A 15,204-nucleotide genomic window follows, 5' to 3' on the forward strand; every position below is an offset into this window, starting at 1 on the left:
AAATGGCGCAAACTTCAGAGATTCTGCTGCTTGCGCCATCTCGGACTTGCTGATTCGACGATTTACTGGCCGTAAATGTCGAAGTCGAAGTACTTGTCCTGGATTTGCTTGTACTTGCCGTTCTCGCGAATGGCGGCGATCGCACCGGTGATCTTGTCTTTCAGCGCATCGCCTTTGCGTACGGCGATACCCACGCCGTCGCCGAAGTATTTGCTGTCGGTGAACGCCGGGCCGACGAACGCGAAGCCTTTGCCGGCGTCGGTTTTCAGGAAGCCGTCATTCAGCAGAGTAGCGTCTGCCACGGTGCCGTCGAGGCGACCGGCCGCCACGTCCAGGTAGATCTCGTTCTGCGAGCCATATGGCTTGATCTCGGCACCCAGCGGAGCCAGCACTTCACGGGCGAAGCGCTCGTGGATCGAACCGCGCTGCACGCCGATGTTCTTGCCCTTGAGCTCGGTCAGGCCATCGCTGACCTGGGTACCGGCCTTCATGACCAGGCGCGCAGGGGTGTTGTAGTACTTGCCGGTGAAGTCCACGGACTTCTTGCGGTCGTCGGTGATCGACATGGACGACAGGATCGCATCGATCTTGCGTACCTTGAGTGCGGGGATCAGGCCGTCGAACTCCTGCTCGACCCACACGCACTTGACCTTCATTTCTTCGCACAGGGCGTTGCCGATGTCGTAGTCGAAACCGACGATGCTGCCGTCCGGAGCCTTGGAGGCGAATGGAGGGTAAGCCGCTTCGATACCAATTTTCAGAGGCTTTTCATCGGCGAACGTCGGCAGGGAAAGCACGGAGGACAGTGCCAGGGCGCCAAGAAGCACGAGTTTCTTCATCTTAGGACTCCATCGGTAAAGGGCGAAAACGGCAGAGTGAGCGACAGCCCAATATGCGAATGGGTGGAACCTGATAGCGGCGCTGCGTCCTTGAGGACCTGGCCACGAACCCCATGCGGGTTCCCGGGCAGGCAACGACGAGCGAGTGATCGGCATTCTAACGACAGGCCCGAAGCCGATATTTCCTCAATGCGACAACAAATTACAGAAGCACTGAGAAACCAGGTCGAGCACATTGACAGCTCTTCAGATTTATGCAAGAGCAAAAGACGGTAAACCAATCTGTGTTGCAAATTGCGGGCCTATTATTCGCAAAGCCTTCTATTCCGGCAAGCGCAGCGTTATGACTTATTTTTTACCGACCCCGCAAAGGCCCTGAAACAGGGCTTGGCGTTTCTCATTGCCCCGAATCCGGGCAGCGGGTTACACATTCCCTCCCGCCGGTAACATTCAGATACGCCTGATGGATATGCCGATATTTATTCGATCGAAAAGCCGCTGCCTGTAGCCGCTGCCGCAGGCTGCGATAAGGCCCGAAGGGCCTTTCAGGGCCTTCAAGAGCGCGTCTCCTGCGGAGCCGATCGCAGCCTTCGGCAGCGGCTACAGAAGCCCCCGATAGCGCTCACAAAAAAGCCCCGCCCGGCACAAGGCCGGACGGGGCTTTCGCTGACACAGGTCCGTCTCAGGCGACGTTCATGGTCTTGTGGGTATCGACCAGATGCTGCACCACACCCGGGTCAGCCAGGGTGGAAATATCCCCCAGGCTGTCGTACTCCGCCGTGGCGATCTTGCGCAGGATACGGCGCATGATCTTCCCGGAACGGGTCTTCGGCAGGCCTGGCGCCCACTGGATGACATCCGGCGAGGCGATCGGACCGATCTCCTTGCGCACCCAGTTCTTCAGCTCCAGGCGCAATGCTTCGCTCGGTTCTTCGCCACCGTTGAGGGTGACGTAGACATAGATGCCCTGCCCCTTGATGTCATGGGGCACACCGACCACCGCCGCTTCGGCGACTTTCGGGTGAGCGACCATCGCGCTTTCGATCTCGGCGGTCCCCATGCGGTGGCCGGAGACGTTGAGCACATCGTCCACACGCCCGGTGATCCACCAGTAGCCGTCTTCATCGCGACGGGCACCGTCACCGGTGAAGTACATGCCACGGAAGGTCTTGAAGTAGGTATCGACGAAACGATCGTGGTCGCCATACAGGGTGCGCGCCTGGCCTGGCCACGAATCGAGGATCACCAGGTTGCCTTCGGCGGCGCCCTCGATAATGTTGCCCAGGTTGTCCACCAGCGCCGGCACCACGCCAAAGAACGGACGCGCCGCCGAACCCGGCTTGAGGGCATGGGCGCCCGGCAGCGGGCTCATCAGGGTGGCGCCGGTCTCGGTCTGCCACCAGGTATCGACGATCGGGCAACGGGATTGACCGACGTTCTTGTAGTACCAGTCCCAGGCTTCCGGGTTGATCGGCTCACCCACCGAACCCAGCAGGCGCAGGCTGCTGCCATCGGCGCCTGCGCAGGCGGCGTTACCCGAGGCCATCATGGCGCGGATCGCGGTCGGCGCGGTGTAGAGGATATTGACCTTGTGCTTGTCGACGATCTTCGCCACGCGGGTCACGTCCGGGTAGTTCGGCACGCCCTCGAACAGCACGGTGGTCGCGCCATTGGCCAGCGGGCCATAGACGATATAAGTGTGGCCGGTGACCCAGCCGACGTCGGCGGTGCACCAGTAGATTTCCCCCGGACGATAATCGAATACGCGCTCGTGGGTCAGGGCCGCGTACAACAGGTAGCCGCCAGTGGTGTGCTGCACGCCTTTGGGCTTACCGGTGGAGCCGGAGGTATAAAGGATGAACAGCGCTTCCTCGGCACCCATTTCTTTTGGCGCGCAGACGGTACCGGCCACTTTCATCAAGTCTTCGTACCAGATGTCGCGATGCTGGTTCCACTTGATCTGGCCATTGGTGCGCTTGCACACGATGACCTTCTGGATGCTGCTGGTTTCCGGGTTGGTCAGCGCATCGTCGACATTGGCCTTGAGCGGAATCTTCTTGCCCGCGCGGATGCCTTCGTCGGCGGTGATCACCACCTTGGATTTGCAGTCGATGATCCGCCCGGCCAGCGCTTCCGGCGAGAAGCCACCGAACACCACCGAATGAATCGCGCCGATCCGGGTACAGGCCAGCATGGCGACCACGGCTTCGGGGATCATCGGCATATAGATAGTCACCACGTCGCCGCGGTGCACGTCCTGGCCACGCAGGGCGTTGGCGAACTTGCAGACTTGTTCGTGCAGTTCGCGATAGGTGATGTTGCGGCTTTCGGAAGGATCGTCGCCTTCCCAGATGATCGCGATCTGATCGCCGCGCTCGGCCAGATGGCGATCCAGGCAGTTGTAGGAAACGTTGAGGGTGCCGTCGGCAAACCATTTGATATCGACATGGTGATCGTCGAAGGAGGTCTGCTTCACCGTGGTGAAAGGCTTGATCCAGTCGAGGCGCTTGGCTTGCTCGCGCCAGAAGCCGTCCGGGTTGACGACCGACTGCTGGTACATGGCCTTGTAGGTCGCCTCGTCAGTCAGCGTGTTGGCCGCAACCTCGGGACGAACGGGATACAGAGAAGCCGCACTCATCTTTCTTACCTCGGTGACATAGTTGTTGTTGTATGACCCCGTTGTAGCCGGGGCGGGCCTATAGAACCATTCGACGATGGTAGTAACAACCCCCAGCCGATCCCCCTGGAAAGTGCTTTGCCCCCTCTATTACGGGACTTGCGGCAGTTTCTGCGGCAAGTAGAAGACCGCTGCCAGGTCACTGGGGGTCGTTTTTACCGGGATTGTTACAAAAACCGTCAATAGTGTTTATCAAAAGCACGCCTGTATAGCGCCTATTCAGGAGCCTAAAATCAACCTCGCCAACAAGGCAATGTGATTAACCAAGTTACAGCCCCCACGAAGGCAGTTAATCCAGACTTCTACTCAAGTTCCACACGCAGCCCCACAAAGGCTGCGTGACCCTACACGACCTTAGAAAGGTGAAATCAAAATGAAAGCTTTATTAGTTCTGGCCCTCAGCAGTCTTTGCGTTACAGCAATGGCCGACGAGATCCCGACTGATGTCGCAAGCCAGCAACCAGCTGTAGAGGAATACTCTTACTCGTCCGACCTGGACATCGCCAAAGTTATATCCATGAGCGAAGTTCCAAATGTATGCGAAGTTGTACCTGCGCGTATGGAATATGAAGATTCGAAAGGCCTGCGACATATCCTGCAATACCACGTCATGGGTAACGGCTGCTCTAACGGCTGATACTAAAGTTGCTCTTAAAGTTCCAACAATTGCCGGCCGCAAGAGATCTTTCTTGCGGCAAAGATGGCCAGACGCATAACTGAATCCAGACTGGTTGCAAGCCATCGCCCAATGCAGTGCGACCACGGCTTTCGCACTCCCCTTTTTCATCTGTCGAGCCACCTTGCAGGGAGCGTTTCCGTATCGCCCCAAGGGGTTTGATGATGGTCCGAAAATGCCTTCTCGAGCATCAAGAACGACCTCGAGTGGCAACCCGGGACAGTAGTGTTTCAAAGGTCAAAAATTGACCATCCAACACAAGATGTAGTGGCAAAAGCGTTTTTTTGCTTATTTTTTGAGCAAACCATCCGAATGACAATTTGCACCATGAATTGAACACAATCCTGTCTACCAAAGCCCACGACCTTCCCTGTAAGCCATATACTACGGGGCTTGCAGAACATTGCACGAAAAAGCCGAGGTCTCGGATCGCTTCCAGGCGGCAAAAACCCGCGAAACCGGGTGAAAAAAAATCTTTGCCGGCCAAAGCCTTGTAAACCCTCGCTCCGCCGCGATCACGCCCCTCGCCGACCGAATCGTGAGCCACTTCGTCGCACCACAGCGGCAAAAAAATCCCTATAATGCGGCCTTAAAACGGGCCTGCAATATTCCCTTACAGGGATAAACAGCCAATCCGAAGCCCGCGCAGGAGTCGACTCGGTCCTCTGTGCCCATAACCGCCTCGGAACTCCCGTACATATTTTTGTTTATTGCCTGCGTTAGCTGCCGCAACAAACGATTCCTTAAGATCCAACGCGGCCAGTTCGGCCGTGTGAAAAGCCAACCATCAGGTTTCACACGGGCATCTGGCCCTCACGCAGGAGACGACACGTCATGCTGAGCTGGGACGAATTCGACAAAGAAGAAGGCGAAGTCGCCGTTAAAGGCGCCAACGCCGGCCACGCTGCCGAAGCTGCCATGGACAAACTCGACAGCGCCGGTGGTGCCGCCGCTCTCGAAGCCCGCGCCGTAACCGCCAGTGATTCCGCTGCCGTTGCCCGTGCCAAGGCCTCTCTGGACCAGCTCGACATCGCCGAAGGCCTGGCCGAGTTGGAAGGTGCTTCCGCCCGTGTCGCCGTCGATGAAAAGCGCATGATCAACTGCCGCGCCGACCTCAACCAGCTCGTGCCATTCAAATACGACTGGGCCTGGCAGAAGTACCTGGACGGTTGCGCAAACCACTGGATGCCGCAAGAAGTCAACATGACCGCCGACATCGCCCTCTGGAAAAACCCGGAAGGCCTGACCGACGACGAGCGCCGCATCGTGATGCGCAACCTGGGCTTCTTCTCCACCGCCGACTCCCTGGTTGCCAACAACCTGGTGCTGGCCGTGTACCGCCTGATCACCAACCCGGAATGCCGCCAGTACATCCTGCGCCAGGCGTTCGAAGAGGCGATCCACACCCACGCCTACCAGTACTGCATCGAATCCCTGGCCATGGATGAAGGCGAGATCTTCAACATGTACCACGAGATTCCATCGGTCGCCAAGAAAGCGGCCTGGGGCCTGAAGTACACCCGTTCGATCTCCGATCCGAAGTTCGAAACCGGCACCGTCGACACCGACAAGGAACTGCTGCGCAACCTGATCGCCTACTACTGCGTTCTGGAAGGCATCTTCTTCTACTGTGGCTTCACCCAGATCCTGTCCATGGGTCGCCGCAACAAAATGACCGGCGTCGCCGAGCAGTTCCAGTACATCCTGCGCGACGAATCCATGCACCTGAACTTCGGTATCGACGTGATCAACCAGATCAAGATCGAAAACCCGCACCTGTGGGATGCCGAGATGAAGGAAGAAGCCACCCAGATGATCCTCCAGGGCACCCAACTGGAAATCGAATACGCTCGCGACACCATGCCGCGCGGTGTACTGGGCATGAACGCGGCGATGATGGAGGACTACCTCAAGTTCATCGCCAACCGTCGCCTGTCGCAGATCGGCCTGAAAGAAGAATACCCAGGCACCACCAACCCGTTCCCATGGATGAGCGAAATCATGGACTTGAAGAAAGAGAAGAACTTCTTCGAGACTCGCGTGATCGAGTATCAGACTGGCGGCGCGCTGAGCTGGGATTGATTCCGAGCTCCAGCCCTGTGCCGATCTCGATCTGAATCGGCACAGCGAAAGATCAAAAAAGCCCTGACTTGCTCAGGGCTTTTTTATTGGGACCCGGTATCCCCGACTCCAGGCAAATCATCCAACCCGGAACTCAATCGGTGGAGGCCAAGGCACCACGAATCTCCTGTTTCACCGCCTCGAAATCCGCCGCCGCGCGGGGATCGTCCAGCAGCCGGGCCGCCAACACCGCGGCACTGATCTTTCCGCCCTCCAGGTCGCTGGGAAAATGCACGCCGGCGATGACCCGGCTGTCGGCATTGATCTGTGCGCGGCTGAACAACTCGCTGCGTTTCTCCGGCAGCGCCATGCTCAGCAAGGTGGCGTTGAGATAGCCGTTCATCGAATGACCGCTGGGGTAGGAATCGCCCTCCGGTGGCGGCAGTACCGGCTTCACCAGTGCCGATGCTTCGTAAGGGCGCGGCCGACCATAGCTGTGCTTGGCCGGCATCAGGAATTGCACCAGATCTTCCTGGGCCCGCCGGAAGAAGGCCCGGGTCAGGGGCAGGCGCTCAATGCTGAAACCGGCGCCGAGGGATTCCCTGGCGAAGTGGAACACGCTGTCTTCCCATTCATCATCCTGCTGGACCCGGCTCACCTGAGCGCTACTGCGTGCTGCCTGGGCCGCCAGCACGGCTGTTAAATCGCTTTGTTGCAACGATGAATCAACAGTTGGAGGCGGTGGCAGGTAGTCAGCCAGCCGGAACTGATTGGCCGGCAGATAAGGCAAGGCTGCCTGCTCCGCCAGGACGGCCCCTGTGCCGGACAGGGCCAGACAAAACAACAATGAACGCGCAACAACAGGCATATGAAGGTCCTCGTTATTGTGAGGGGAAAAGCCGTCTGGCTGGTTCCCACCGGGCCTTCATTCATGAGGCCGGCGCCTTCTTATCGGCCATTTGTTCGAGGCTTACTTGTCCCTCCTTGCCAAAGCTGTGACGTTCTCTGCCAGGACTAATCAAGGAACCTAAGCTTTTGTTTTTACAAGCTTTAACGCGTAGGACTCGTCTCTATATGGTGAGAGTTTTGTAAATTAGAACTGTAGGAAATTTCGTGCCCCTCATGCAGCCGCGATGACCTGGAAAGACTCAGGAAGGCTGTCAGTTTGATGGGTCCTGACGGGGAATTTTTCGCGAGCACGCTCGCCCTACCAAGGGAGTGGTTGGAACGGGGTCATGGCTTGTTCTGCTCAAGCGGACGCCAGTCGAAATGCTGCCGTTCGCCGACGCCATTGAAGTCGACGCGATAGGTGTGTTGCTTGCCGCCGATATCGCAGACGCCGATCAGATCGTGGTTATGCTGTTCGCGCGGCGGTGGCGTCTGGATACGCACGGTACCGTGGCAGTTTTCGTAATTGCAGGGCGCGGTATTGCGATACAGCAGGTAATCGCCACTTTCATCACGCTCGACCCAACGCCCATCGATGAATCGGGCCTGGTCGGGCGCAATGCTGGCGGTGGCCATCTTGCGCTTGCCGTTGCACAGCATCACCCCGCCCATGGCGGCGGCCATGATGAGGTAGGCCAGGATCCGCGATTCCACATTGAAGTAGGAAAGGATGCCCAACGCGTCGGCCAGGATCGACATGACCGAAAGCGCCAGTGCCGGCAGCGATAGAAAAAACGCCACCGCGCCTTTGATGACGCTGCCCCGGCTCACCCGCTCGACACTCCTCGGATCGATGACGAACTGAATGCTGGTGCGTTCAGGCGCCTGATTCTGGGCAATGTTGATGTGGTTTGCATCACCAATGGAGCCGATATTGATGCGATTACCGTCAGACATGAACCTGAGCCTTTTCCGGTGATGAGTAGAACGTGCTACCTACAAGGTTATGCCGAGATCAGCGCCCATGCTTGAAAAGATCAGTGCACTGCCCTGCGCCACCCGCTATTAATAGCCTTCTTCACTCAAGGACCCGAGCCCCCATGAAATTCGACACCGCCTACTGCATCAGCCTCGACGACAAGCTGTCGATCTATGACGTGCGCGATCTGAATTTCGACGAGACCATGGCCTTCGACTCGGCCAAGGAACAGTTCCAGTGCCCCAACGATGCCTGTCGCGCCGCCTTTGCCGCTGACAATCAGTTGGGGACCTTCAATGCCAAGAACGTCAATTACATCCGCACCCCGCATTTCAAGAACCTGCCTGGCACCCGGCATATCGAAGGCTGCCCGTATGGCACCAGCAGGACGCTGGCAGCCGGGGTGGAGGGTACGCCGGACGAGGATGATCGGGAGGAGCATTTCCCATCGGAATTGCTGCTGGCCCGCCGCGAATATGTGCGCAAGCCCGCCAGCCCGGCAGCGGATGGCGATACGCCAGGCACTGCCGCGCCAGCCCCCTCCTCCAGCCTGCGCACGCCGGCCCCGGCTCAGGCCGGCACCCCAGACAAGACCAGTGTCTTCGCCCATCCGGTGGAGTGTTTTGTGTCGAATATCGACGACAAGGAGCTGCTCAAGCGCATGCCGCTGAAGATCGGCGAACACACGGCGTCCTATGCCTCGTTCTTCAAGAAGATCGAATACCTGCTGGACAACAAGGGGTTGATCTACTGGGGCAAGATCAAGGAGATCAAGGACTATACCCAGAGCTTTCGCATCGACTTCGAACAGAAGGTCTGGTTCAAGCAGGCGGACGAGACGAAAAAGAAACCCTATTCGGTCAACGTCTACCTGAGCAAAAGACTGATCGAGAGCTACCGCAAGCGCAAAGCCTTCCTCGAAGAGATCAAGCATGCGATCGACAGCGAACAAGAGCTGTATTGCTTCTTTTATGGCGTGACCCCTGAGCTGAAACAGGTGCCGAGCAAAAAACACCCCGAACAGACGTTCGGGGTATTCAGCGCCAACATCGAGAACCTCGACCACTTCATCATTCGTGAAGCGCCGGGGTTGGCGCTGGGCTAACCCTTAGCGGACCAGCATGCCGAGCATCACCAGCACCAGCAGGCCGATGTACACCCGCGCATGCAGCCGGTCGGGAATGCGCCCGATCCACGGTGAGGCCAGGCGCATGCCCAGCAATGAGCCGAGGGTCAGCACGGCAAAGGCCAGCAGATCGATATAGCCGATAAACCAGGGGCCCAGATCGAAGCGACTGAAGCCGGCCATGGCCATATAGGTCAAGGTCCCGGCCAGGGCTACCGGCACGCTCAGCGGGTTGGCCATGGAGGTGGCCTGGGTCATGCTCAAGCCACAGCGGCGCAGCAGGGGCACGGTCATCACACTGCCGCCGACACCCAGGAAGGTAGCAATGGCCCCGATGCCCAGGCCTCCGGTGTTTTCCAGTCGCCCCAGGCAGCGCGGCGCACGGGTGTCGCCCTGTTCAAGAAAGCCACGACGCATCAGGCAATCGGCAATGGTCAGCGCCAGGTAGGCAATAAAGGCGTAGCGCATCGCCTCACCACTCACCGCCATTGCCAGGACCGCCCCCGCTATCGCTCCCAGCCCGATGTAGCCACCCAGCGGCCACAGATAATGTCGAATCAGGTTGCCCGCGCGGCGGTGTTTGCCGGTGGCCATCAGCGCGTTGACGATCATCACGCAGGTCGAGGTGGCGACCGCTATATGCATGGCCGACTGGGCGACGGCATCGTCAGCGCCATGGCTGCTCAGCAACATGCGATACAGCAGCGGCACCACTACAAAGCCGCCGCCAAAGCCGAACAGCACCGCGCTGATCCCGCTCATGCAGCCGAACACAGCCAGCCATAGATAAAACATCGAAGGTTCTCCGTTAGCAGAAGACCTCGACGATAGAGCGTCAGGGCTTGGCCGGCTTTAGCAAGTCGGCCAATACTGTTTGCATTCACGCCAACCCGCGGACGCCGATGCCATGCGTAACACTTCGATCGATCTGCTGGATCACACCCCACGCGCCGTGGTGGCGATCGGCACCGATTACCCCCAGGGCCACCTGTTGCCGAGCCACAGCCATCGTCGCGCGCAACTGTTGTATGGCGCCACCGGGGCGATGCAGGTCAGCACCACGAATGGCCGCTGGGTGGTGCCGCCACAGCGCGCGGTATGGATTCCACCGCGGGTGGCCCATGAGGTGCTGATGCTCGGGGTCAGTACCCGCAGCCTGTACATCGAGCCGGCGGCCATGCCGGCCCTGGGCGATGAGTGCCAGGTGATCAGCGTGTCGCCACTGATGCGCCAGTTGCTGATGGAGGCGGTGGATCTGCCGCTGGCGTACGACGAGAACGGACGCGACGGCGTGCTGGTCAGTCTGTTGCTGCATGAACTGAGCCGTACCACCCGCCTGCCCCTGCACATTCCCCTGCCCGAAATGCCACGCCTGCTCACCCTGTGCCAGGCCTTCCTGCAACAACCCGATGCCCACCAGTCTCCCGAGCAATGGGCGCAACGGCTGCATATCAGCCTGCGCACCTTCAACCGCCTGTTCCGCGAGCAGACCGGCATGAGTTTCGTCCAGTGGCGCCAGCGCGCCTGCGTGGTCAGGGCCTTGACCCGGCTCGCCGCAGGCGAGGCGGTGACGCGAATCGCCCTCGATTTCGGCTATGACAGCCCTGCCGCCTTTTCCACCATGTTCCGCCGGGTAGCGGGGCAACCGCCCAGCGCCTACCTGGAAACCGGGGCATAGGGCCGGGACAAGACTTGTCACGAAGACGTTGAGGCGATCGGCAAAATGAGTTTGATCCGGGAGCAAAACAACTGTACAAATAAACAGTACTTTATCGACTCATCTTCACCCGCTTCCGGAGAAATCCCATGGCCGCACTCGCGATGAAAGTCACCCTGGAACGTATCGCCCTCTTCCAGTTCACCCCAGAACACTGTATTCAGGCCCGCGCCATGCTGGGTTGGAGCCAGGAACAGCTGTCACAGGAATCCGGCGTCTCGATAGCCGCCATTCACCGCTTCGAGGCGGGCGGCGAATTGCTCGACGTGACCCGACTGGCCCTGGCCTTTCGCCTGGAAGCAGAAGGCCTGGTGTTCTTCCCCGGCTTCGCTCCGGGGCGTGGCATGAACATCAAGGGTGCGACGCCCAACCCGATGGAACGGCCCGACTACGCCATGATCGAGTGATCCAGGGCGCTCAATACCTCTTCCTGTAATGCCTGCACCGAGCGGTGAGTGGCATCGAGGCGGATTACCGGGCAGCTCAGCCCGGTGATCCAGCTCTCATGCCGGCGCAGGCTGCGCGTACCTTGGCCTCCCGTGTCGTAGCCAGCCGCCCAGGCAAGAAAGGTTTGAGTCGCGAGATGGCGTTCGCCGCCCTCATGGATCTGCTCGCCATAACGCTGAAACTCGCGCACCCGCAAACGCTGCAGGCGGACCTCGGGGTCCAGGCGGAGGAAAATGGCATGGGTAAAGGCCGGAATCATCGGATCGCCCCAACCGCACAAGGAGCCGGACAGCACCCAGCTGTCCAACCCGGCCACCTGCTGCTGCAACAGCTGGATGCGCTCGTCCCGGGGACGGCGCAGGCTGAAAGGCTGTTCGCTGGGGCGCCAGAAGAAGTTATCGGAATCGAAGTGGGCGATACCCAAACGCTGGGCCAGCGCCTGGCCCAAGGTCGTGGTGCCGGAACCAGACGCGCCAAACAGATGAAGCCGATAAGCCATCACCAGGTCCGTCGAGGATATTGGGGGAGTTCTCTAGATACTCCCCAGGCCCGGACACGGCAACCTGGCGATAGCCGGGCTCGGGGAGCAGCCGATGAAGGGTCTACAGATCGCTTGCCGTTACCTGCTCGGCCACGGGGTCGACCTCCATCCACCAGGCGTGCCCCCGTTGCGGGTGCGCCAGGTTGAAGGCCTCGCCCATCTGCGGCGTGGCAATAGCGATGCTGCGTTCCCAGGCCAGCGAGAGGATGCGATCGAACGGTTCGTACCAGGCATGCATCGACAGGTCGAACGTGCCGTTGTGGATGGGTAACAACCAGCGGCCCTTCAAATCGATGTGCGCCTGCAGGGTCTGCTCCGGCTGCATGTGCACGCCCGGCCACTCGACGTTGTAGGCGCCGGTTTCCATCAGGGTCAGGTCGAAAGGGCCGTAACGCTCGCCAATCCGCTTGAAGCCATCGAAGTAACCGGTGTCACCGCTGAAGAAGATCCGGCTGTCGCCATCGATCATTACCCAGGAGGCCCACAGCGTGCTGTTGCCATCGAACAGGCCACGGCCGGAGAAATGCTGGGAAGGCGTGGCGATAAAACGAATGCCATCGACTTCCGTGCCTTCCCACCAGTCCAGCTGGCGCACTTTGTCGGCCGGCACGCCCCACTTCACCAGGGTATCGCCCACACCCAGGGGGGTGAGGAAATGGCGGGTCTTGTCCGCCAGCTTGAGCACGGTCTGGTGGTCCAGGTGATCGTAGTGGTCATGGGACAGGATCACCGCTTCGATCGCTGGCAATTGCTCCAGGCTGATAGGCGGCTGGTGAAAACGTTTGGGACCGGCCCATTGCACCGGCGATGCGCGTTCGGCGAATACCGGATCGGTGATCCAGAACTTGTCGTGCAGCTTCAACAGCACCGTCGAATGCCCCAGGCGGTAGACGCTCTGGTTCGGCGCCGCCAGCAGCTGTTCGTGGGTCAATGGCTGCACCGGGATGGCCCCGACCGGGCGGGTATTACGCGGTTTGTGGAACAACATGCGCCAGAAAATACTCAGCGTCCTGCCCAGCCCGGCACGCCGGACCGGCGCGTGATTACGGAACGCCCCTTGTTCCTGCAAGGACGTTTCGGGGCGTGAGGCGCTGTCTGCACGGGAAGAGAGAGTGGCCATGAATCAGTGACTCCAAGGAGCCCGACAAGGCTCCGGTGATTCTCTGCGGAAACGACAAAGGCCAATGCACGCAAGCGTCAGCCGACCATCATTTTTTCTGCCATGAGCTACACTGCACAGTGTAGTTTTTCTAGATTGCAACAAACCCGGGACTAAGTAAACTGCCCCGGATAACTGCCAACGACCGCCATCGAACCCAACTTATGACAGCTCCCAAGCGCCTGACCGACCTCAAACGCGAAGCCATCATCCAGGCGGCGATCACCGAATTCCATGCCAGCGGGTTCGATATCACCAGCATGGACAAGATCGCGGCAACCGCCGGAGTGTCCAAGCGCACGGTGTACAACCACTTCCCCAGCAAGGAGGAGTTGTTCACCGAGATCATGCATAAGTTATGGGCGAGCATCAGGGCGCGGGCGGACATTCTTTACCACCCCGGATTAACCCTGCGTGAACAGTTGCGGGACTTGTTGATGGCCAAGCTGCAACTGCTGGCCGATGACAACTTCCTCAACCTGGCGCGGGTCGCCATTGCCGCGACCCTGCATTCCCCCGAGCGCGCCCAGTACATGGTGGCGCGCATGGGCGAGCGTGAAGAAAGCCTGATGGTGTGGATTCGCTCGGCCCGGGCGGACGGCCGGCTCAAGCCGCTGGACCCGGACTTCGCCGCCCAGCAGCTCCACGGCATGCTCAAGGCGTTTGCCTTCTGGCCACAGATCACCATGAATCAGCCGCCCCTCAAGGAAGACGAACAGCAGCGCGTCGTCGAATCCACGCTGGACATGTTCCTGGCCTGCTATCAAGCCTGATTCCCTTCTCCCCCGGTTTGCTCCGACAGCGGATCTGCCGACCGCCATGACTTGCACCGAGTGCTCTGCAATGGGCATTTGCGTACGCTCGTTCCACTAAATGGCCTGCAAGGACACTGATTATTCTTGTTGGAATAAATGACAATATTCGCCGCCTTGCCCAATGAAGGGTGACGGCCAATAAAAACACCACAAAGTGTTTCAAACCCGGGCTCGCGCAGAAATTTATGGATAACCAACAAGGCAAAGGGCTGTCGTTTGCCAAACGTATTTACCTGCCCAGGATCGTCGGGCTGGGGATTGGCAGCCTCAGCGTATTCGCCGGCTTGTACCCGCTGTCGCAACCGACCTGGGTTTGGCTGCTCCTGCTGTTCAACGGCTTTATCTGGCCGCACCTGGCATACCTGATCTCGACCCGCGCGGCCTTCCCCTACCAGGCCGAACGCCGCAACCTGCTGTGCGACTCGCTCTTCGGTGGTTTATGGGCGGCGGCGATGCAGTTCAATCCGCTGCCCACGGTGACCATTCTGGCCATGATGGCAATGAACAACGTCGCGGCCGGTGGCCTGCGCCTGTTCATCCATGGCTCCATGGCACAACTGAGCGGGATACTGCTGTCGTGGTTGCTGCTCGGTCCTGCCTTCACCGGGGATGCCACCCAGCTGCAGATCTACGCCTGCCTGCCGATGCTGACCCTCTACCCGATGGCGGTGGGTATGGTCTGCTACCGGCTGGCGATCAAGCTCTCCGAGCACAAGCGCACCCTCAGCGCGCTGAGCCGCACCGACAGCCTGACCGGCCTGCTCAACCACGGCGCCTGGAAAGACCTGCTGCACCTCAAGTTCACCAAATGCCAGCAGCAACGCTGTCACGGCACCATTGCCTTGATCGACATCGATCACTTCAAACACATCAACGACAGCTACGGCCATATCCTCGGCGATGCCGTGCTGCATCAATTGAGCCGGGACCTCAAGCTCAACCTGCGCCAGGACGACCTGGCCGGGCGCTATGGCGGCGACGAGTTCTGCGTGATCCTGCCGACGACCTCGATCCAGCAGGCCCACGAAGTGATGGAACGACTGCGGCAAGTCTTCAGCAACTATCGCCATCCGGGCGTGCCACCACTCCGGGTCAGCCTGAGTATCGGCCTGGCCGCCTGGCACCCGGGGCTGCGCGATGCCGCAATGTGGTTCATGGAGGCCGACAAAGCCCTGTATACCGCGAAAAACACCGGGCGCAACAAAGTCGCTGTCGCCCCCCCGATAAACGACGCGCTCCTGACGGCGTCCACCGGCTCCTGAAAAGTTGTACAAAAATG

General features: G+C 59.5%; 14 protein-coding genes. 7 read left to right on the plus strand and 7 right to left on the minus strand.

What is annotated here, in order from left to right; genetic code table 11:
• Positions 1-62 precede the first annotated feature (62 nt).
• Positions 63-839 carry an ABC transporter substrate-binding protein gene (locus tag BM019_RS01885; protein ID WP_007921537.1) on the minus strand — a complete coding sequence of 259 codons (777 nt, stop codon included), beginning with the start codon at positions 837-839 and terminating at the stop codon, positions 63-65.
• A gap of 682 nt (positions 840-1,521) precedes the next feature.
• Positions 1,522-3,477: an acetate--CoA ligase gene (gene acs / locus BM019_RS01890; RefSeq protein ID WP_007925196.1), complete on the minus strand. Its 1,956-nt coding sequence runs from the start codon at positions 3,475-3,477 to the stop codon at positions 1,522-1,524.
• Positions 3,478-3,889: 412 nt separating this feature from the next.
• On the opposite strand from acs, the gene BM019_RS01895 reads away from it, so the two are divergent.
• Together BM019_RS01895 and BM019_RS01900 are read left to right on the plus strand one after the other, a co-directional pair.
• On the plus strand, positions 3,890-4,153 hold the full coding sequence (locus BM019_RS01895; RefSeq protein WP_009045165.1) for a DUF2790 domain-containing protein: 264 nt from the start codon (positions 3,890-3,892) through the stop codon (positions 4,151-4,153).
• An 873-nt stretch (positions 4,154-5,026) separates the two neighbouring features.
• Complete coding sequence (locus BM019_RS01900; protein ID WP_007925192.1) at positions 5,027-6,274, plus strand: ribonucleotide-diphosphate reductase subunit beta; 1,248 nt, start codon at positions 5,027-5,029, stop codon at positions 6,272-6,274.
• Between the two features lie 133 nt (positions 6,275-6,407).
• On the opposite strand, the gene BM019_RS01905 is transcribed toward BM019_RS01900, so the two are convergent.
• Entirely contained in the window at positions 6,408-7,121 is a 714-nt protein-coding gene (locus BM019_RS01905; RefSeq protein WP_092417472.1) for an acid phosphatase, read from the minus strand.
• 365 nt (positions 7,122-7,486) lie between these two features.
• Positions 7,487-8,098 carry a phage holin family protein gene (locus BM019_RS01910; protein WP_007925190.1) on the minus strand — a complete coding sequence of 204 codons (612 nt, stop codon included), beginning with the start codon at positions 8,096-8,098 and terminating at the stop codon, positions 7,487-7,489.
• 143 nt (positions 8,099-8,241) lie between these two features.
• Here BM019_RS01910 and BM019_RS01915 point away from each other — a divergent pair, with 143 nt between their 5' ends.
• Positions 8,242-9,225: a hypothetical protein gene (locus BM019_RS01915; RefSeq protein WP_092417473.1), complete on the plus strand. Its 984-nt coding sequence runs from the start codon at positions 8,242-8,244 to the stop codon at positions 9,223-9,225.
• Positions 9,226-9,228: 3 nt separating this feature from the next.
• Here the strand turns inward: BM019_RS01915 and BM019_RS01920 are convergent, their stop codons facing one another.
• Entirely contained in the window at positions 9,229-10,041 is an 813-nt protein-coding gene (locus tag BM019_RS01920; protein WP_092417474.1) for a sulfite exporter TauE/SafE family protein, read from the minus strand.
• 112 nt (positions 10,042-10,153) lie between these two features.
• Between BM019_RS01920 and BM019_RS01925 the strand changes: the two genes are divergently transcribed.
• A complete protein-coding gene (locus tag BM019_RS01925) occupies positions 10,154-10,924 on the plus strand; it encodes an AraC family transcriptional regulator (RefSeq protein WP_009045170.1) in 771 nt (256 codons plus the stop codon).
• A 128-nt stretch (positions 10,925-11,052) separates the two neighbouring features.
• Complete coding sequence (locus tag BM019_RS01930; RefSeq protein WP_009045171.1) at positions 11,053-11,370, plus strand: helix-turn-helix transcriptional regulator; 318 nt, start codon at positions 11,053-11,055, stop codon at positions 11,368-11,370.
• On the opposite strand, the gene BM019_RS01935 is transcribed toward BM019_RS01930, so the two are convergent.
• Positions 11,352-11,909, minus strand: coding sequence for an AAA family ATPase (locus tag BM019_RS01935; protein ID WP_092417475.1), 558 nt, complete (start codon positions 11,907-11,909; stop codon positions 11,352-11,354). The two genes, BM019_RS01930 and BM019_RS01935, sit on opposite strands and share 19 nt — an antisense overlap.
• A 103-nt stretch (positions 11,910-12,012) precedes the next feature.
• A complete protein-coding gene (locus tag BM019_RS01940) occupies positions 12,013-13,071 on the minus strand; it encodes an MBL fold metallo-hydrolase (protein WP_092417476.1) in 1,059 nt (352 codons plus the stop codon).
• 203 nt (positions 13,072-13,274) lie between these two features.
• Between BM019_RS01940 and BM019_RS01945 the strand changes: the two genes are divergently transcribed.
• Positions 13,275-13,883: a TetR/AcrR family transcriptional regulator gene (locus BM019_RS01945; protein ID WP_009045174.1), complete on the plus strand. Its 609-nt coding sequence runs from the start codon at positions 13,275-13,277 to the stop codon at positions 13,881-13,883.
• Between the two features lie 227 nt (positions 13,884-14,110).
• A complete protein-coding gene (locus BM019_RS01950) occupies positions 14,111-15,187 on the plus strand; it encodes a diguanylate cyclase (RefSeq protein ID WP_092417477.1) in 1,077 nt (358 codons plus the stop codon).
• Positions 15,188-15,204 lie beyond the last annotated feature (17 nt).

Source organism: Pseudomonas sp. NFPP07, assembly GCF_900115645.1.
Classification (GTDB): Bacteria; Pseudomonadota; Gammaproteobacteria; order Pseudomonadales; family Pseudomonadaceae; genus Aquipseudomonas; species Aquipseudomonas chlororaphis.